An 18,392-nucleotide genomic window follows, 5' to 3' on the forward strand; every position below is an offset into this window, starting at 1 on the left:
TTGCTATTGCGGCTGGTGTGCCGCGGGCCGCTTCTGGCGATTGGCGCGCCATGCCATGAATTCGCGGAACAGCTTGGGGTCGGCCGTCGTGTTGGCCTGCAGATCGTCGGCCTGCGCGTTGGCGCCCATCACCTGGGCGGCAGGCATGTTGCGGTCGAGCCAGTCCTGCGCCGTCTTGAACCGCGTCCAGCCCGCGATCGGAGCGAGCGGGGCCACCTCCAGCCATTTCGGATGATATGGCGGGCGTTGCAGGGCCGGCAGATTGTTGAACAGCGCCTCGACCAGCAGCGACAGGCGACGGTGACGATCGCTGCCGGGTTGCCAGTTGAAGGACGCCAGCACGGCCTCGGCCGCGATCGTATTCACCGGCGCGGAGCCGCTGATGAGGTTGGGATAGTCCTCGGCCGACAGTTTCGCCGGCAGGTAGTCCTCGTGCAGAGCCTTGTCGTAGTCGACCGGCACGAGATGCAGATTCCGGTCATTGACCTGGCTCAGCCACTGCAGCGGCTTGCCCTCGACGGCGATGATCGCATCGATGTCGCCCCGCTGCAGCATGTCGAGCGCGAGCCGGGGCTCGATGTAGAGCAGATGCGGCCTGATCCCCAGGCGCTCGAACACGTTGATCGAGGTGACGAAGGTGCCTCCGTCGGGCAGGTCGACGGCGATGGTCTTGCCGTCGAGATCGCTCAGGCTGGTGACGGATTTCGGCGCCAGCACGTGCATCTCCTCGTTGAAGAGCTTGGCGACATAAGCCAGTTGCTCGCGCACATTGTTGGCGAAGTCCTTGCGCTCGAGAAAGGCCAGTGTGTCCTTGCGGATGATGCCGGCATCGACACCGCGCAGCAGCAGGATGTCGGCGACCGATTGAACCGAGCCGCGGCCCATCACGGGAAGAATGCGCAGCTCCGTGCCCTTGTCGAGCGCGGACGCCAGGTCTGAGCCCATGTTCGCATAGGTGCTGCCGACCGAGCCGGTCATCAGCGTGACTGTATTGGCATTCAGCTGGTTCGCCAGATCGCGCTTCGCCGTACCGTAACGGAAGATGGTCTTGAAGGAGTCGCTGACGCTGCCAGGATCGATGCCGCTTCGGACCGGACCGAAGCGCTGCCACTTGCCGCCGGTGAATTGCATCATCTGCATCTGCTCCAGCGGCGCGTAGTCGTGGGCGCTGGTGTTGACGGTGATGCCCGGCGTCAGCATCGGCAATCTGACGCCCTTCAGGGATGCAGCCTGCTTCATGATGTTCTCGCGCGACAGGTCGTCGCCGCAATTCTTCAACACCGCCACCATCGCATGGGCCGCGATATAGCCGAATGTCGCAAGGCCGTTGGTCCGCGGGATGTCCGGCAGATAGCGGTCCATGAAGGCGGACCATTCGCGGTAGGACGGATCGCCGGCGGCTGCCGCTTCTTCGCCCTCGTAGTAATAGCCCGCGGACAGGATGCCTTCGGCATTCTGCAGGCCCGCCGGCTGCATCACGGCGGAGACCGACTCCGAGACGGTCGAGATGATGTGGTCAGGACGCCAGCCGATCTCGGCCGCGCGGCGGATCGCCATCGCGGCGAATTTGGGTGTGGTCACATCGAAGAAGATGTCGGCGCCAGACGCCTTCAGCGTGGCGATCTGCTGATTGACGTTGGCGTCCGTGACCTTGTAGGTCGCCTCCGCCACGATCGGAAGCTTGCCGCCGAGGCCGTCCTTCAGTCCCTTGACGTAATCCTTCCCGAAATCATCGTCCTGAGAGAGGATCGCGATCTTGCCGCGACTATGCGTCTCCAGCAGGTATTGGGCATAGACGTGCGCCTCGGCCTGGTAGCTCGGCTGAAAGCCCATGGTCCATGGGAAGTCGTGCGGCTGGTCCCACTGCGAGGAGCCGGAGGCCACGAACAATTGTGGGATCTTGTTGGCATTGAGATAAGGGCGGACAGCGAGATTGGGAGCCGTGCCCAGGCCCGCGAACATCAGGAGCACCTTGTCCTCCTCGACGAGCTTGCGGGTCATCTCCACCGTTCGCGACGGCGCATAGCCGTCGTCATAGGAAATGAAGTTGATGCGGCGTCCGTTGATCCCGCCCTCCGCATTGACCTTGTTGAAATAGGCCGCGATCGTCTTGCCGATGATGCCATAGGCGAGGGCAGGGCCGCTGTAAGGCATCGTGTTGCCGATGCGGATCTCGCTGTCGGCCGCCGAGCTGGGGCGTGACTGGACCAGCAGGGATGCGACAACGATCGTCACGGCAAGGCATGGAAGCTTGACGACGTCACGCAGCCAGCTGCCGTGATGATAATGCTGCCGGAAATCCTGACATGGTGCGGCTGCCAAGCAGGCGCGAATAGCGGCCTCGATGCCCTGACGCATGGTCCCTCCCCTCGATGTTGTCTTCGATTGAGCGCAGGCGATTGCGGCCGCTCCTCTGCCGAGAGCGGTCCGGATCGCGTTCGAGCGCTGCTCAGTCCGAGGCGTCAGCGCGCCGCGGAGATGCGGCGGCTGGCTTCCGGTGATCCTTGCTCCGCAGCCTTCAGATACCAAATGCGGGCCTTGGCCGCGTCAGGCACGGCCCCGAGGAGACGCGACTTCGTCAGTTCGGCCGGATCATAGGTGCGTGCGAGCAAGAGAGAGGCGTCCGCGATTCCTGCATCCGACAGCCGGGTAAGGATCAGGCGCGCGCTGGCGACGTCGCCTGCAGCCAGCAGATCGCGCCCGCGCTTCATCAGCGCGTCCACCTCGTCACGGGGCAGGGGAACGGTCGGACGGGATGGAGCCGCTGGGAGGGCAGGAGGCAGGCTCGTCGAAACCGCTGGTGGGGCAGCCGCTGGCGGCGGGGACTGTGGAGCTGACGGCCAGGAGCGCGTCGCGATGTCGGTCGCGCTGGGCGCCACCAGTGAGGCCACCGTCTGCGGCGGATCGTCCTGGGCGACCTTGGCTTCGGCCGGGTCGATCTGGGCAAGGCTCTCCAGCACGGTGGACGGCATGCTCGGGCTCTTGCGGACCGATGTCGATGTGCCGTTGTCGAAGGAGATCGCGTTCGCGACGATCATGGCGACCGAGGCCGCGACGCCGATGGCGGCGCCAATCTTGATCAAGCCGCCAAGACGGGACGCCTTGTCCGTATCTTCCGGCGGCAGCGGCATCACCACAGGATCGAGCTTCGCACTCCACGCCCGACGCTGCTCCTCGTCGTCCAGATCGATCGCAGGCGTCCGCGCCGGCAGCAAGCTGCTCCGCGCAATCAGGTGATGCGGCAGACGGGGGCCTTCCTCCGGCACATCCTGGGCGGTCGCGCCGTTGTCGGGCTGGTGCCGGCGCGGGGCGTATTTGCGAAGCTCTTCGCTCGCCCATGGCGGCGTCGGCTTCGCCGGATCGTTCTCAACTGGAGCACTCATCACTAGCCTCCTGTCTCCGACGATCGGATCGTGGGAGAGAGATTCAGGGCGTCAGGCGCGCGCGGTCCTGCCGAGGATCGCATGCTGCGAGTTCGGAGGGAATGCACCAACGCTTCCGTCGAGACTGACAGGTCCGGTTTCCTTCCGACACAGGCGCCACGGTTTTCGCGCGCCCTGGTCACATTCGATGTTGCTTGGCCCTTAAGCTGATCAATGTTCTTGGCGGGAAGCGTGAGTTGGTAAGGCTATTTGGTGGAAATTTCCCGGCTGGTCGTCTTGATGAATGCTCGTAATGCGCGAACACGGCCGGAGGCTTTAATGCCCTCCGGACGATCGACTGGAGTATCTGGATGCCGCGATTGTCCCGACTTTGCCGCGAACTCAGAGGGTTAGTTCCCCGTTCGGTTGCAGGCGCGGGTCTCGGATTTGCAATCCATGCGGGAGATTGCGAAAAAGAAAATGCGGCCGGACAAGGCCGGCCGCATTCACATATCGGGTCGATTTCTACTCGGCCGCCAGGGCGACGGTCACACCAGCGGCCTCGATGGCAACGGCAACCGACTGGATGATGGCGGCAAAGCGGACGGCCGTCTGGATCGAGGCTGTGGGCACGCCCGCATCCTGCAGAACCTTCTCATGCGCATCGATGCAGGTGCCGCAGCCGTTGATGGCGGAAACCGCGAGCGACCACAGCTCGAAGTCAGCCTTGTCGACCCCGGGATTGGCGATGACGTTCATCCGCAGCCGGGCCGGCATGGTCGCGTACTCCTTGTTCGAGGCAAGGTGCACAAAGCGGTAGTAGACGTTGTTCATCGCCATGATCGCGGCGGCCGACTTTGCCGCGGTCAAGGCAGCCGGCGACAGATGCGCTGCCGCGACCGATTCGAGGGCTGCCGTCACCGTCGGATTGCGGGTCGCAATCGCGCAGGCGACGAACAGCCCATACTTGGCCTGGGCCGACAGCGTCTCGTCCGACGCCATGGACGACAGATTGAGCCTGACGTCCTTGGCGAAGTCCGGGATCTGGTCCTTCAACTGCTCGATCGACATGATCAAGCGACCTTCAGGGTCTCGCCGCCGACCTCGCGGTTGCACGGGCAGAGCTCGTCGGTCTGCAGCGCGTCGAGCACGCGCAACGTGTCCTTCGGCGCTCGGCCGACGTTGAGGTTGGTCGCATAGACGTGCTGGATCGTGTTGTCGGGATCGACGATGAAGGTGTAGCGGTAGGCGACGCCGTCCGGCGAACGGACGCCGAGGCCGTCGACGAGCGAGCCCTTGGTGTCGGCGAACTGCCAGATCGGCAGCTTGTGCAGATCCTTGTGGTCGCGGCGCCAGGCGAGCTTGCAGAACTCGTTATCGGTCGAGCCGCCGAGCACGACGGCATCACGATCGGCAAAGTCGCTGGAGAGGCGCGCGAACTCCGCGATTTCGGTCGGGCAGACGAAGGTGAAGTCCTTCGGATAGAAGAAGATGATCTTCCACTTCCCGGGGAAGCTGGTCTCGGTCAGGGTCTCGAAGGCGCTCTCGCCCTTCTCCTCCTGCAGGTGAAAACCGGGCTTCACACCGACGATTTCGAACGAAGGCAGCTTACTTCCAATTCCGAGCATGTCGCACTCCAAGAAATTTCTGCGCTGCAATAGCGAGGCGCATTGTGCATTGCAAGCGATATGCCATTAGCTATCAACATCAATGCGTTGTCGGAAACGCAACACTCATCTCCCCGATGTTGCGATTGCGAATGACAGCAATGTTCGAGACCTGACCAGGCGCCGGGGGACGCACGAGCCGTCCGGTACGATTCGTGACATCAGCGTGAATGAGTGTGACGCATGCGGAAGGTGCACGTGGGCGCCAACGCAAAACGAGGTTGACGCCGACGCCGTGGCGTCTCTCGTGTGAGTTCCTGGGGCGCGCGACCCATCGATCCGGACGTGCAATTTCTTTGTGCGGCCGGAATGGCAAAATTGACATTATTGCCCGTGTTGCGATGCACGTTTGACCAGGGCGGCTTGAGAAGCGGCAGCAAGGTGACAAGCGCTCGGCAGCGCGCAGCGCTGCGCAGTGGTGGCGGTCTCGGCCATTCTCGTTGTTGTCAGCTTTTCAGCAGATCGCGTCTGTTATTTCGCCTTGCTGCGTGGCCGCCTGATCATAGTCTCCGCTCAGAGTTTCAACGCCTGGGAGGAGTTCTGCACCATGAGCGAACGTGTCTCGGCCACATCTGCGAGCGCAAATCCATCGATCGATCGCCGTCGTTTCCTGATGACGTCAGCTGCTGTGGCGGCGGGCCTCAGCGCACCGGCGCTGCTTGGAACGGGCAGGGCCGTAGCAGCCGGCCTGAAGACAGTCCGCTTCAGCGAAGCCGTGCATAATCTCGGCTACATCAATCTCTACGTCGGCATGCATGCCGGTATCTTCAAGAAGAACGGCCTCGACATGCAGGTGAGCGCCGCGGGTGGCGACACCCAGACCTTCGCAGCGGTGCTCGGCGGCTCGGCTGATTTCGCGATCGGCGATGCGACGATGGCGCAGATCTCGCGCGAGAATGGCGGCCCCGGCGTCGTGGTCGGCACCGTCGTGCAGCGCGCGCACTATTTTGGTGTCTCCAAAACGCTCCAGCCGATCACCGATCCCAAAGGGTTCAAGGGACTCAAGATCGTGACCTCGCCCGAGCCCAACACCAACTACAGCGTCGCCAAGCGGCTGCTGGAGAAAGCGGGCATGAAGGTCGGCGTCGACGCGACGATCGTTCCGGTCAATCCCGGCACCGAGATCGCCGCGATGCTGGCGGGGCAGGCCGATATCGCCATCGCCTATCAGCCGAGCGTTGCCGCTGCGGAAGCGCAGGGCGCCAAGGTGGTGTTCGACTTCTCCAACTATATCGGCCCGTTCTGCAACACCGGCATCATGGTGCTGCCGACCACGATCCAGAAGGATCCGGAGATGGTGCAGGCGCTGGTGACCTCGTTCGAGGAGGCCTCGCGCAAGACTTACGCCGATCCGGCCTTCTCCAAGGAAGTGGCACGCAAGGAATTCCCGGATCTGCCCGGCGAGGTCGTCGACAAGGCGATCGATGCCGAGCTGAAATATCTGATCCCGGCGCAATCGGTGATGACCAAGACTGATCAGTGGGCGAACCTGATGGAGATGCAGGTCTATCTCGGCAACGCCAAGGGCTCGGTGCCGTTCGATCAGATCATCGACAATTCGTTCGCTGAGAAGGCGATTGCCAGTCTCAAATGACTGAGGTGAGCGGCACGATGCAAGTGGGGCCGGGCGCCAACACGGCGCCCGTGCCTCCGCTCGTCGTCGAGCACGTGGCCAAGAGCTACGAGCTCGACGGCGGCCGCGTCGTGCCTGTCATCGGCGACCTCAGCCTGACGCTGAAAGAAGGGGAGATCATCAGCATCGTCGGTCCGTCCGGCTGCGGAAAGACAACGCTGTTGAATACGCTGTGCGGACTGCTCGCGCCTGACGCCGGCCGCATCCGCTGGCATGGCCTGGAGGTCGCCGGCCAGCCGCAGAACGTCGGCTACATGCTGCAGAAGGATCTGCTGCTGCCGTGGCGCACCGCGCTCGGCAACACCATGCTCGGTCTCGAGATCCGCGGCGTGCCGGCGGCACAGGCCGAGGATCGCTGCCGCGCGATGCTCGACCAGCTCGGGCTGCACGGTTTCGCCGATCAATACCCGTCCACTTTATCCGGCGGCATGCGCCAGCGCGTGGCGCTGGCCCGCACGCTGGTCAACGAGCCCGACGTGCTCTTGCTCGACGAGCCGTTTGCCGCGCTGGATTTCCAGAGCAAGCTTCTGATCGAGAATGACACTGTCGGTTTGGTCCGGGAGGGACGGCGCTCGCTGCTGCTGATTACCCACGATATCGAGGAGGCCGTGTCGCTTGCCGACCGAGTGATCGTGCTGTCGAAGCGCCCGACCAGGGTCAAGACGGTCTACGACATCGCGCTCGGCGGCGATCGCCGTGATATGATGGCAGCGCGGCAGACGGCCGGCTTCAGCGACTATGTCCGCCAGATCTGGGCCGATCTCGACGTGGTGCTGCAATGACAGCCGATATCGACAATGCGCCGGCGTCCAAGGCAATGATTGCGCCCGGACGCCGCTGGCTGCGCTTGCGCAGCACGCTTGCGGTGCTGGTTACGCAACTCGTCGTTCTCGCGGCCCTTCTGGCGTTCTGGGAGTACGCAACCGGCCAGAACAAGGCCGCCGCCTTCATGTTCGGCTCGCCCTCTGCGATCTTCAAGTTCCTGTCGCAAATGGCCGCTGACGGCAGCCTGTTGCGCGACACTTACGTCACCGGCCTGGAGACGCTGCTCGGGTTCTTCGTCGGCAACTGCATCGGCACGCTGATCGGGCTGTCGCTGTGGTATTCGCGCTTTGTCTCCCGCGTGGTCGAGCCGTTCGTGATCGCGCTCGGCTCGATCCCGATCATCGCGCTGGCGCCGATCATCATCATCTGGTTCGGCACGGGGCTGATCTCGAAGGTCGCGATGTCCACGCTCTCGGTGGTGATCGTCGCACTGGTCACCTCCTACAAGGGCGCGACCGGCGTCGATCCCGACCAGATCAATCTTCTGCGCACGCTCGGCGCCTCGAAGTTCCAGATCTTCCGAAAGCTTGTGGTGCCGGCGTCGCTCACGGACATCTTCGCGGGGCTGAAGCTCACGGTCGGCTTCGCGCTGATCGGCGCCATCGTCGGCGAGTTCATGTCGTCGTCGGAAGGATTGGGACACGCGATCTTCAAGGCAGGATCGCTGTACATCATCCCAAAGGTTTTCGCCGCGCTCGTCGCCACCATCGCGCTGGCGCTGGCGCTCACCTTTGCGGTCGGCAAGATCGAGCAGCTTTTGATGCCCTGGCGGCGGCTGCAGCGATGAAACAACGAGATCCGAAACGGCTAGCAGGGAATGATCATGGCAAAGCGCGTCAGTAAGGCCGGTAACATCAAATACGCGCTCTCCGGCGACGACGCGTTCGTCGCGTCGGTCGAGCCCGGCGAGACCTTCGTCGTCGAATGCGCGATCAACGTCAATGACGGCACGATCCGCGCGCTCGGCCAGCAGCTGGTCGAGAGCGATGTGATGATGCCCTACGTCAACGGCGCCACCGGTCCGATCGAGGTACGCGGCGCCAAACCGGGCGACATGCTGCGGCTCGACATCCTCGACATGGAGCTCGACCGTCTCGGTTTCACCGCGCTGTGGCCGGGCATCGGCATGTTCCCGGACTGGGTCCGGCGCAAGGAGTTCGGCATCCAGACCCGCGTGGTCGAGGTCAAGGACGGCCAGGTGCTCTGGAACGAGCACGTCAAGCTGCCGGTCCGGCCGATGATCGGCGTCGCCGGCGTGGCGCCGGTGCATGGCGCGGTGCTGACGGTCGACAACGGTCCGCATGGCGGCAATCTCGACGTCCAGGAGATCACCTCGGGTAATTCGGTGTTCTTCCGCGTCAACAAAGACGGCGCGCATCTCTTTCTCGGCGACTGTCACGCCATCCAGGGTGACGGCGAAGCCAATGGCATGGGCGCGATCGAGATCGCAGCGAATCTCACGGTCAAGGTCTCGCTCGCCAAGGCGCCGGCGCGCTTGAACCATCCGCGGATCGAGACGCCGACGCACATCTGCACGCTCGGTTGCGCGCGTCCCTTGGAAGACGCGATGCGGACCGCGTTCGAGGAGATGATCAACTGGCTGGAGGATGATTGGAAGATTCCGGCGCCGGAGGCCTACATGCTGCTCGGCCAAGTCGCCGAGGCGCGCTGCACCCAGGTGGTCAATCCGAAATACACCTATATCTGCAAGGTCAACAAGGCCTTGCTCGCCGGCTATCACGGCTGACGCCGTACATTCGAAAAGGAGAACATCATGGATCTGGGATTGGCCGGCAAGAGCGTGCTGATCACGGGCGGCAGCAAGGGTATCGGGCTCGCGATCGCGGAATTGTTTGCTGCCGAAGGCGCCAATGTTGCGATCTGCGCCCGCGATGGAGAAGCGGTCGGCAAAGTCGTTGCGAAGCTGGCGGCCAAAGGCGTGAAGGCCTGGGGGCAGGGCATCGACGTGGCTGATCCCGTCGCGCTGAAGGGGTGGGTCGACGGTGCGGCGAAGGAGTTCGGCGGCGTCGACTGCGTGGTCTGCAACGTCAGTGCGCTGGCGGTCGGGGACACGCCGGAGACCTGGGACAAGTCCTTCCGCGTCGACATGATGCACACGGTCAACGCGATCGCGGCGGCAACTCCTTATCTGGAGCAGTCCAAATCCGCGTCGATCAGCATCATCTCCAGCGTTTCCGGCTTCGAGGTCGATTTCGCCGCGGGATCCTATGGCGCCATCAAGGGCGCGTTGATCCATTATGCAAAGGGCCTCGCGCACCAGCTCGTCAGCAAGGGCATTCGCGTCAACGCGGTGTCGCCGGGGAACACCTATTTCGAAGGCGGCATCTGGCAGAACATCGAGAATGGATCGCCGGATCTGTTCAAGATGGCGATGGGCCTGAACCCGACGGGACGAATGGGAACCGCTGAAGAGGTCGCCTATGGCGTGGTGATGCTGGCGAGCCCGCTGGCCAGCCGGATCTCGGGAACCAACCTCATCATTGATGGAGCCTTGACGAAGGCGGTCTAGATTCGCCTGTACGCAAGCGTGAAAGCCATGCAGCAAGAGAATGCTGCACTGCGGCTAATGTCCGACTCTCCGGCGGTCTCAGGAGTTGAGAGCTCTTGAGGCCGCAAGGGAGAACAAGGCATGCAGGCACTCGTGCAGCAGCTGTCAGCACTGGTCCCCGATTGGATGATCGGGCCAGCTTTGATCATCGGCGCCATCCTGGGCGCGCTGCTCGTCTATAAGGTGCTCCGTGCCCTGGTGAAGCGTGCGATCGGACCACGGAAGTCGATCCTGCTGCCGATCCTGCAGCGGACTGCAGGGCCTGCGCGGCTGGCACTCTGTTTGATCGCTGTCGCCATGGTGCTGCCGCTGGCACCGTTGAACGAGGGCTGGCGGCGCGCGCTGGCGCATCTGTTCGTGGTGGCGACCATCGCGCTGGTCGGCTGGATCACGATCCGCATCGTCGACATGGTGTCGGCGCGCTATCTGCAGCGCTTCCGGGACGACATCACGGAGAATTTCCTTGCGCGCAAGCACGTCACGCAGGTTCGCGTGTTCAAGCGCGTGATCGATACCTTGATCATCATTGTCGCCGTTTCCGCGGCGCTGATGACGTTCGATTCCGTCAGGCAATATGGCGTCAGCCTGTTCGCATCGGCCGGCGCCGCCGGCCTGATCGTCGGTCTCGCAGCAAGGCCATTGCTCAGCAACCTGATTGCCGGCGTACAGATCGCCGTGACCCAGCCGATCCGCATCGAGGATGCAGTGATCATCGAGAACGAATGGGGGTGGGTCGAGGACATCGCCTCGACCTATGTCGTGATCCGGCTGTGGGACTGGCGGCGCATGGTGGTGCCGCTGTCCTATTTCATCGAGCGTCCCTTTCAGAACTGGACCCGCGATGCGGCCTCGCTGATCGGCTCGGTGGTGCTTCACGTCGACTATGCCGCCGACGTGCCGCGCATCCGCAAGCGGCTGGAGGAGGTGGCCAAGGAATCCAAGATCTGGGACGGCGCGGTGGTCAATCTGCAGGTCGTCGACACCAATGCGCGCACCATGGAGCTGCGCGCTCTGGTGAGCGCGCGCAATGCGCCGCAGGCCTGGGATCTGCGCTGCGAGGTCCGTGAGAAGCTGATCGCCTTCCTGCAGCGGGACATGCGCGAGGCATTGCCGCGCGACCGCGCCGACATCTCGCCGCCGCTGTCGGTGTTCAATCCGCAATCGCCGCCGCATTTCGCAGCTGCAACGAACTGACCTCAGCTCCCGCCGAGCGCCCAGCTGTCGACGATTCTGAACCGGCTCGTCGAGTTGGATTGGCGGAACAGTGCGATCCGATCGATGGAGAGGCTGCGGAGATCCAGCTCGGCGAAGCGGTCTCGCAGCATTGCAAGCACAGGCGCACGCCGTTCGTCGGACAGTCGGCAGGTCAGCGTCATGTGGAAGCGAAAATCCTCCATGACGTAAGGATAGCCCCAGCGATCGAGATGCTCCCGTTGCCGCGGCGTCAGCATCTCCGGCTTGCGCCGTGCGCGGTCCTCAGTGCTCATCGGCGCCCGAAAGGGCTCAAACGTCTCGACGCAGGCGGCGGCGAGTTGTTGTAGCTCCGCGGATGCTTCGCCGGGGATTACCGCGATGAAGCCGCTAATGGCATCCACGACGGGACGGATGATCGGCACCGGCCGGGGTGTCGCAGCGAAAGCTGCGCAGGTGGTGGTGAGCTCAGCTTCGCTTCGGGAATCGTTCAGCGGAAACGGCGCCTTGAGCGTGGCATGGAAGCCGTATTTGCGGGCGTCCGCTGTGAGCTCAGCCCAATCAGGCAGGACGTCGAGGATGTCTCGTGGAAAATCCCGCTCGTTCCCGGTCCAAGCGTCATAGCCGAGCAGATCGGTACCGAAAGCGGAGAGCGCCGTGTCCGGTGCCGGTGCGTAGTAGATGGCGTAGCGTGGGAAGCCGCTCATCACGGTCACTCCGCCGCCGCGGCGCGCGGCGCCGCGCGGGTGCTGAGACGATCGGCTTCAGTGAGGTGGACGAGACGGCCGGCCGCGATCACAGCGACGACGCGTGGACGCATCGGTAGGCTGTCATCGACCAGGACGATGTCCGCACGCTGCCCGGGCGCGAGCGCGCCGCGGTCCGACAGGCCCGCGGCTTGCGCCGGGCCGGCCGAGATCAGGCCCCAGGCGCGGCCCAGCGGGAGAATACCATCGGCGACGAGCCGATACGCTGCCAGCAGGGGCGCTGGATAGTAATAGTCGGACGCCAGCACGGAGCACAGGCCTTTGGCGATCATGTCGCTCGCCTTCGTCCATCCCGTATGGCTGCCGCCGCGCACCACGTTTGGCGCGCCGAAGACGATGGCGTCGCCGCCGGCTGCGGCCTCCCGCGCCGTTTCCTCATTGACCGGAAACTCGGCGATCCCGACGCCCTGTGCACGAAACGCTCGGCGCATCTCCGGACTCTCGTCGTCGTGCGACAACATGCGGACGCCGGCCTTGCGCGCGGTCTCCGCCAGTCGGGCAATCGACGCCGGCACCGCGTCGGCGCGAGTCACGACGCGGGCGACGAGGCGATCGAACTCGTCGCCGGACAGGCCGGTGCGGTCGACCATGCGCTGGCGCTTGTGCGGTTTGTCGAGGCTCGCGACGGTCGAATCCATGTGGTCGTTGAAGGCGAACAGGCCGATGCGCCGAGCGGCGAGCAACTGGCGGATTTCATCCTCGTCGTCGAGATTGTAAGTCTCGTGGCGGAGATGAAAACGAGTATCCGCCGCGAGCCGCGGACGCAGGCCTTCGATCGCTTCCAGCAGCTGGCGCGCATTGTCGGCACTACGCAGGCCGGGCTCCCACGACCAGGTGGTCGCATGGAACACCGTGGTGATGCCGTTGCTGACGGCTTGACGGTCGCTTTCGACAAGCGCGACGTCGATCGGGAAATCGACGCCGGCACGCGGCATCATCTGCCGCTCGAACGCATCGCCGTGGATGTCGACGATGCCGGGCAGCACGGTGAGTCCGTTGGCATCAAGATTAAGAGCGGCACCGCGTGTCGGAGCATCCAGCCGGTCGATGACGCCTTCGGAGACGGTCAGGGAGGTGTCAACGAGCTCGGAGCCGATCAGGCCGCGGCCGGAGGAGATGGAAATGTCGGTCATCGAGCGGCACTCTGCCGCACCTGACGCCCGCCGTCGAGAGCCGCCTCGTACTTGTCCAGGAATGCGCCGATCTCGAGCTGCCGAAAATCCGGCAGCGCGGCGCGCAGCGTGTCGTGATCCCAGTCCCACCATGCCAGATTGACCAGTCGCTGCTCGACCTCGATCGGAAAGCGCCGCTTGATGACCCGGGCGGGATTGCCGGCGACGATGGTGTAGGCCGGCACGTCCTTGGTGACGATGGCGCCGGCCGCCACCACTGCGCCGGTGCCGATGTTGCGTCCCGGCAGCACGATCGCCCCGTGGCCGATCCACACGTCATGGCCGATGTCGACGTGATGCTCCCTGCGCCAGGCGAAGAACTCCGCATCGTCGGCCTCGCCGGGGAAATAGGCGCTGGCCCGATAGGTGAAGTGGGCCTGGGTGGCGCGATGCATCGGGTGATTGCCCGGATTGATGCGGGTCATCGCCGCGATCGAGCAGAACTTGCCGATCGTCGTGTAGGTGATCTGAGCGTCGTTGACGACGTAGGAGTAGTCGCCCATCGTCACCTCGTGGAGGATGGTGCGGGCCCCGACTTCGCAATAGGCGCCGAGGCTTGTCTCGTGGAGCTTGGCGCTGGGATCGATGGTAGGATCGACGGAAAGCGATTTGCCGGCCATGTCTTTCTCTATTCCCTGGAGATCAAACAAAACCTGTAGGGCGCTCATCATGACAGTTGCATGACGCGTCAATGACGCGACGGCCGCCGATGTGGATGAGGGAGGCGGCGTAAACGGAATGTCACATAACTGTTGAATCCAGACGCTAGCGGTAGGGCAAAGCGAGGCGTCTGGAGAATTCCATGCTGGTGGTCAATGGTCTGACGTGCCGTTTCGGCGCGAAAGCCGCGGTCGACAATGCGTCCTTCTCGGTAGCGCCCGGCAGCTTCGTCGGCGTGATCGGGCGTTCGGGTGCCGGCAAATCGACCCTGCTGCGCTCGATCAACCGCCTCAGTCCGATCAGCTCCGGGCAAGTCCTCTTCAAGGATCTCGACGTGACCGCGTTGCGCGGCCGTGAGCTGCGCCAGTGGCGCGCCCGGTCGGCGATGATCTTCCAGCAGTTCAATCTGGTCGGCCGGCTCGATGTGCTCACCAACGTATTGATGGGCCGGCTCGCCGAGGTCCCGTCGTGGCGATCGCTTGCACAACTCTGGCCCGCGAACGATGTCGCCATGGCGCTATCGGCGCTCGAGCAGTTCGACATGGCCTCGCTGGCCGCGCAGCGCGCGGATCAGCTCTCGGGTGGTCAGCAGCAGCGCGTCGCGATCGCCCGTGCGCTGGTGCAGAATCCCGAGATCATCCTGGCCGACGAGCCGATCGCCTCGCTCGATCCCCGCAACACCAAGATCGTGATGGATGCGCTGCTGCGCATCAACAAGCATTTCGGGATCACCGTGGTCTGCAACCTGCATTCGCTCGATCTGGCGCGCAGCTATTGCGACCGCTTGATCGGCATGGCGCAGGGGCGCGTCGTGTTCGACGACGTTCCGGCGGCGTTGACCGCGCAGATCGCGCGCGAGCTGTACGATCTGGAGGCCGACGACGTCATGGATGGCGTCCGCCCGGTGCCTCCCGCAACCGTTCCGGCCTTCGGCGAGGCTGCCGTGGCCTGAGGTGTGAGTAGCGCACTTTTCGGCCGTCGCTCGCCGAGGCGGCCTGACTGCATGACCCCAAAAAGAGGATTTGCCATGATCAATCGTCGCATCATTCTGGCCGGCATCGCCGCGCTTGGCTTCGCCGGCTCGGCTTCCGCCGAGGATTGGAAGGCGAAATATCCGGAGCTGACCTTTGCGGTGATCCCGGCCGAGAACGCCTCCGGCGTGACCGAGCGCTGGACGCCGTTCGTCAACTATCTGTCCAAGGAGCTCGGCACCAAGGTGACGCTCCGCATCGCCAACGACTATGCGGCCGTGATCGAAGGCCAGCGCGCCGGCAACATCCACATCGCGAGCTACGGTTCGGCCTCGTTTGCCCGTGCGCGTCTGACCGGCGTCAAGATCGATGCCTTCGCCAACGACATCAATTCTGACGGTAGCACCGGCTACTACTCGGTGTTCTTCGTCAAGGCCAACAGCGCCTACAAGAAGGTCGAGGACCTCAAGGGCAAGAATCTCGGCCTGGTTGACCCGAACTCGACCTCTGGCAACAACGTGCCGCGGTTCGAACTCAACAAGATGGGCGTGACCGACGCCGAGACCTATTTCGGCAAGGTCGTGTTCGCCGGCAGCCACGAGAACGCGATTCTCGCGCTCGCCCAGGGCACGGTCGACGTCGCCGCCAACCAGTGGACCAGCGATAACGACTCAACGCTGGCGCAGATGCTCACCAAGGGCATGCTGAAGAACGCCGACGGCTCGCCTATGAAGAAGGACGATTTCCGCATCATCCACAAGTCGGCCCCAATCATCAACGGTCCCTACGCCTATAATTCGGATCTGCCCGCGGACCTGAAGGAGGCCATCGCCAAGGCGTTCTTCGAGGCTCCGACCAAGGACAAGGCGGCGTTCGACCGTCTCTCCGACGGCCAGAAGAAGGGCTTCCATCCGGCCACGACCAAGGACTGGGACGGCACGATCGACCTGATCAAGTTCGTCGACAGCCTGCGCAAGAAGGCGTCCTGATCGACGTCTCATCCAAGCGGGAGCCGGGTCGGGCATGACCCGGCTCTCGTCTTGACCAACGCCCGAAATTCATCTGAACGAGAGCAGCACGAATCCGATGGCGGTCGCGGTTTCGATCTTGCCGAGCCAGCAGCTCGATGCGTTGAACGACGCATATCGCCGGGCTGTCTCTCGCCGTCGCTTGCGATTGGCGCTCTCGGCGATGGTGTTCCTGGGCGTTCTCCTCGTCGCTGCCATCGGCGCCGAGGTCAATCTCGCGACGCTGTTCACGTATTTCGGCAATTTCGTCAGCTATTTCGATCGCATCTTCACGCTCGATGACGGTCACCGTGTCTGGACCAATATTCCCGAATGGTTCTGGGGCTTCAAGAAGTGGATCAAGCTGCTCGGTGAGACGCTGCTGATCAGCTATGTCGGCACGCTCGCGGGCATGCTGGTCGCGTTCTGCCTCAATTTCCTTGCGGCCGAGAACACCTCGCCGTCGCCGTGGGTCCGGTTCACGGTGCGCCGGCTGCTCGAATTCGCGCGCACGGTGCCTGGCATCGTGTTCGCACTGATCTTCGTCATCGCGTTCGGTCTTGGTCCCGTTGCCGGCGTGCTCGCGATCGCCGTCCATTCCAGCGGCGCGCTCGGCAAGCTGTTCTCCGAAGTGGTCGAGAATGCCGACATGAAGCCGGTCGAGGGTATCAGAGCCACCGGCGCGAGCTGGCTGTCCTGCATGCGCTTCGCCGTGCTGCCGCAAGTGATCGCGGGCTTTTCCAGCTACACGCTGCTGCGCTTCGAGATCAACGTTCGCGAGGCCTCCGTGATGGGGTTCGTCGGCGCCGGCGGCATCGGCCAGGAGCTCGTGGTCGCGATCCGCAAGTTCTATTATTCGGATGTCAGCGCCATTCTGGTGATGATCGTCGTGACGGTCTTCCTGATCGACATCGGCACCGGCTGGCTGCGCGGGCGGCTGTTCGGCGCGGAGGCGCGGACATGAGCCTCCAGGACACCCATGACTACGCGCGGCTGCGCGAGCGCTATCCGCACATCTTCAACCGGCCGATGTCGGCCCGGCTGGCGACTCCCGTGGTGCTGCTGCTGGCGCTTGCGGTGTTCGTCTTCGGTCTCGTCGATCTGGATTTTTCGCCCTCGCGCATCCTCGCGGGGCTCAGCCAGCTCGGCTGGATCGCGCGGCTGATGCTGCCGCCCGATCCCGGATCGTCGCTGCCGATCTATCTCAAGGCCCTCGGAGAGACGCTGTCGATCGCGGTGCTCGGCACCACGCTGGCTGCCTGCGCCGCGTTCCCCGTGAGCCTGCTCGCCGCACGCAACGTCATCCCGTCGGCGATCTTCCGCTTCCCGGTGCGCCGGTTGTTCGACACCATCCGCGGCGTCGATACGCTGATCTGGGCGCTGGTCTGGATCAATGTCGTCGGCCTCGGTCCGTTCGCCGGCGTGCTCGCGATCGCGGTCTCGGATTTCGGCGCGCTCGGCAAGCTGTTCTCCGAGGCGATGGAAAGCGCCGACCGCAAGCAGGTCGAGGGCGTGCGCGCCGCGGGCGGCAATGCGCTGCATGAGATCCGCTTCGGCCTGCTGCCGCAGGTCCTTCCCGTCATCGCGGGGCAGGTGCTTTATTTCATCGAGTCCAACACCCGCTCGGCCACGATCATCGGCATTGTCGGCGCCGGCGGCATCGGGCTGCAGCTCGCCGAGCAGATTCGCGTGCTCGAATGGCAGAAGGTGTCGTTCCTGATCCTGATGATCCTGGTGGCAGTCGCCGCCATCGACTGGATTTCGAACAGGCTCCGCTTCGCCATCATCGGCCGCCGCGCTGCAGCCTGAGGCGGACTAGCCCTCTACCTCGAAGGTGACGCGCTCCGCGGCAAAGCGGGAGCGCTTGCTGACCAGGGGCGTGCCGTCGGCGTCGATGTCGGTGCTGTCGACGACCAGCACGGGGCGCCCCAGCGCGAGGTCCAGCCGTGCGGCATCGCTGGCGTCGGCGATCGCGGCCGTGATGCGTGTCGAGCCGCGGCGATAGTCGCGGATGCCGTAATGCGCCAGCAGCGCCGTCATGGAGCGTACAGCAGCGAAGATGCGGCCGGCCTCCGGGAATCGTTCGGCTGACAGAAACGACGTGCTGACGCAGATCGGCGTCTTGTCGGCGAAGCGCAGCGCCTCGATGCGCGCCAGCGGCGCGCCGGTCTTCAATCCCAAGGCGCGTGCGAGCTCGCGCGTGGCCGGCTCCTCGGTCGCGGCGATCAATTGTCCGCGTGGCTCGCGGCCGCCTGCGCCGACGATCTCGGAGAAGCGCGTCCGCGAACGCAGCGGATAGGACAGGCGAGGGGCCTCGACATAGGTGCCGCTGCCGCGCTCGGCTCGCACCAGCCCGCGTTCGGCTAAGGTCGCAAGCGCGCGCCGCACGGTATGGCGGTTGACGCGATAGCTCTCGGCGATCTCGGTCTCGCCGGGCAGCCGCGTCCCCGCCGGGAAGCGGCCTTCGGCGATCTCGCGCTCGATGCCGTCGGCGACGCGCCGCCACAACGCCACGCCGGATCCGGCGTCTTCAATGCTCATTGCGGCTCCAACCAGCTCCCAGCGAAA

General features: G+C 64.2%; 18 protein-coding genes. 10 read left to right on the forward strand and 8 right to left on the reverse strand.

Annotated elements, in window-relative coordinates; genetic code table 11:
• Nucleotides 1-3 precede the first annotated feature (3 nt).
• The 4 genes from BRAD285_RS08010 to BRAD285_RS08030 form a co-directional block, all read right to left on the reverse strand.
• Nucleotides 4-2,358 (reverse strand): ABC transporter substrate-binding protein, encoded by a 2,355-nt coding sequence (locus tag BRAD285_RS08010; RefSeq protein ID WP_006609712.1) that lies wholly within the window; start codon nucleotides 2,356-2,358, stop codon nucleotides 4-6.
• Between the two features lie 104 nt (nucleotides 2,359-2,462).
• A complete protein-coding gene (locus tag BRAD285_RS08015) occupies nucleotides 2,463-3,383 on the reverse strand; it encodes a hypothetical protein (protein WP_006609713.1) in 921 nt (306 codons plus the stop codon).
• A 504-nt stretch (nucleotides 3,384-3,887) separates the two neighbouring features.
• Nucleotides 3,888-4,433, reverse strand: a complete 546-nt coding sequence (locus BRAD285_RS08025) for a carboxymuconolactone decarboxylase family protein (RefSeq protein ID WP_006609714.1) — start codon at nucleotides 4,431-4,433, stop codon at nucleotides 3,888-3,890.
• A 2-nt stretch (nucleotides 4,434-4,435) separates the two neighbouring features.
• On the reverse strand, nucleotides 4,436-4,990 hold the full coding sequence (locus tag BRAD285_RS08030; RefSeq protein ID WP_006609715.1) for a peroxiredoxin: 555 nt from the start codon (nucleotides 4,988-4,990) through the stop codon (nucleotides 4,436-4,438).
• A 586-nt stretch (nucleotides 4,991-5,576) separates the two neighbouring features.
• Here BRAD285_RS08030 and BRAD285_RS08035 point away from each other — a divergent pair.
• The 6 genes from BRAD285_RS08035 (at nucleotide 5,577) to BRAD285_RS08060 (ending at nucleotide 11,250) form a co-directional block, all read left to right on the forward strand.
• Complete coding sequence (locus tag BRAD285_RS08035; RefSeq protein ID WP_006609716.1) at nucleotides 5,577-6,623, forward strand: ABC transporter substrate-binding protein; 1,047 nt, start codon at nucleotides 5,577-5,579, stop codon at nucleotides 6,621-6,623.
• 17 nt (nucleotides 6,624-6,640) lie between these two features.
• Nucleotides 6,641-7,444 carry an ABC transporter ATP-binding protein gene (locus BRAD285_RS08040; RefSeq protein ID WP_006609717.1) on the forward strand — a complete coding sequence of 268 codons (804 nt, stop codon included), beginning with the start codon at nucleotides 6,641-6,643 and terminating at the stop codon, nucleotides 7,442-7,444.
• Nucleotides 7,441-8,274 (forward strand): ABC transporter permease, encoded by an 834-nt coding sequence (locus BRAD285_RS08045; protein WP_006609718.1) that lies wholly within the window; start codon nucleotides 7,441-7,443, stop codon nucleotides 8,272-8,274. Before BRAD285_RS08040 ends, BRAD285_RS08045 begins: the two co-directional genes overlap by 4 nt.
• 36 nt (nucleotides 8,275-8,310) lie before the next feature.
• A complete protein-coding gene (locus BRAD285_RS08050) occupies nucleotides 8,311-9,234 on the forward strand; it encodes an acetamidase/formamidase family protein (protein ID WP_006609719.1) in 924 nt (307 codons plus the stop codon).
• 27 nt (nucleotides 9,235-9,261) lie between these two features.
• Complete coding sequence (locus tag BRAD285_RS08055; RefSeq protein ID WP_006609720.1) at nucleotides 9,262-10,017, forward strand: SDR family NAD(P)-dependent oxidoreductase; 756 nt, start codon at nucleotides 9,262-9,264, stop codon at nucleotides 10,015-10,017.
• 120 nt (nucleotides 10,018-10,137) lie between these two features.
• Entirely contained in the window at nucleotides 10,138-11,250 is a 1,113-nt protein-coding gene (locus tag BRAD285_RS08060) for a mechanosensitive ion channel family protein (RefSeq protein ID WP_006609721.1), read from the forward strand.
• A gap of 2 nt (nucleotides 11,251-11,252) precedes the next feature.
• Here the strand turns inward: BRAD285_RS08060 and BRAD285_RS08065 are convergent, their stop codons facing one another.
• The 3 genes from BRAD285_RS08065 to BRAD285_RS08075 are packed head-to-tail and all read right to left on the reverse strand — an operon-like array spanning nucleotide 11,253 to nucleotide 13,806.
• Nucleotides 11,253-11,954 carry a DUF1045 domain-containing protein gene (locus tag BRAD285_RS08065; protein WP_006609722.1) on the reverse strand — a complete coding sequence of 234 codons (702 nt, stop codon included), beginning with the start codon at nucleotides 11,952-11,954 and terminating at the stop codon, nucleotides 11,253-11,255.
• Nucleotides 11,955-11,959: 5 nt separating this feature from the next.
• Nucleotides 11,960-13,147 (reverse strand): alpha-D-ribose 1-methylphosphonate 5-triphosphate diphosphatase, encoded by a 1,188-nt coding sequence (locus BRAD285_RS08070; RefSeq protein ID WP_006609723.1) that lies wholly within the window; start codon nucleotides 13,145-13,147, stop codon nucleotides 11,960-11,962.
• Complete coding sequence (locus tag BRAD285_RS08075; protein WP_006609724.1) at nucleotides 13,144-13,806, reverse strand: acetyltransferase; 663 nt, start codon at nucleotides 13,804-13,806, stop codon at nucleotides 13,144-13,146. The genes BRAD285_RS08070 and BRAD285_RS08075 overlap by 4 nt, the downstream gene beginning before the upstream one ends.
• Nucleotides 13,807-13,988: 182 nt before the next feature.
• Between BRAD285_RS08075 and phnC the strand changes: the two genes are divergently transcribed.
• The 4 genes from phnC (at nucleotide 13,989) to phnE (BRAD285_RS08095) (ending at nucleotide 17,633) form a co-directional block, all read left to right on the forward strand.
• Nucleotides 13,989-14,798, forward strand: coding sequence for a phosphonate ABC transporter ATP-binding protein (phnC, locus tag BRAD285_RS08080; protein WP_006609725.1), 810 nt, complete (start codon nucleotides 13,989-13,991; stop codon nucleotides 14,796-14,798).
• Between the two features lie 75 nt (nucleotides 14,799-14,873).
• On the forward strand, nucleotides 14,874-15,806 hold the full coding sequence (phnD, locus tag BRAD285_RS08085) for a phosphonate ABC transporter substrate-binding protein (protein WP_006609726.1): 933 nt from the start codon (nucleotides 14,874-14,876) through the stop codon (nucleotides 15,804-15,806).
• Between the two features lie 97 nt (nucleotides 15,807-15,903).
• Complete coding sequence (gene phnE / locus BRAD285_RS08090) at nucleotides 15,904-16,788, forward strand: phosphonate ABC transporter, permease protein PhnE (protein ID WP_006609727.1); 885 nt, start codon at nucleotides 15,904-15,906, stop codon at nucleotides 16,786-16,788.
• Nucleotides 16,785-17,633 (forward strand): phosphonate ABC transporter, permease protein PhnE, encoded by an 849-nt coding sequence (phnE, locus tag BRAD285_RS08095; protein WP_006609728.1) that lies wholly within the window; start codon nucleotides 16,785-16,787, stop codon nucleotides 17,631-17,633. The genes phnE (BRAD285_RS08090) and phnE (BRAD285_RS08095) overlap by 4 nt, the downstream gene beginning before the upstream one ends.
• Nucleotides 17,634-17,639: 6 nt before the next feature.
• Here the strand turns inward: phnE (BRAD285_RS08095) and phnF are convergent, their stop codons facing one another.
• The gene (gene phnF, locus BRAD285_RS08100; RefSeq protein WP_006609729.1) at nucleotides 17,640-18,365 is read right to left on the reverse strand and encodes a phosphonate metabolism transcriptional regulator PhnF; all 726 of its coding nucleotides are present in this window, start codon (nucleotides 18,363-18,365) and stop codon (nucleotides 17,640-17,642) included.
• Nucleotides 18,366-18,392 lie beyond the last annotated feature (27 nt).

Origin of the sequence: Bradyrhizobium sp. ORS 285 (assembly GCF_900176205.1) — a bacterium.
GTDB lineage: Bacteria > Pseudomonadota > Alphaproteobacteria > Rhizobiales > Xanthobacteraceae > Bradyrhizobium.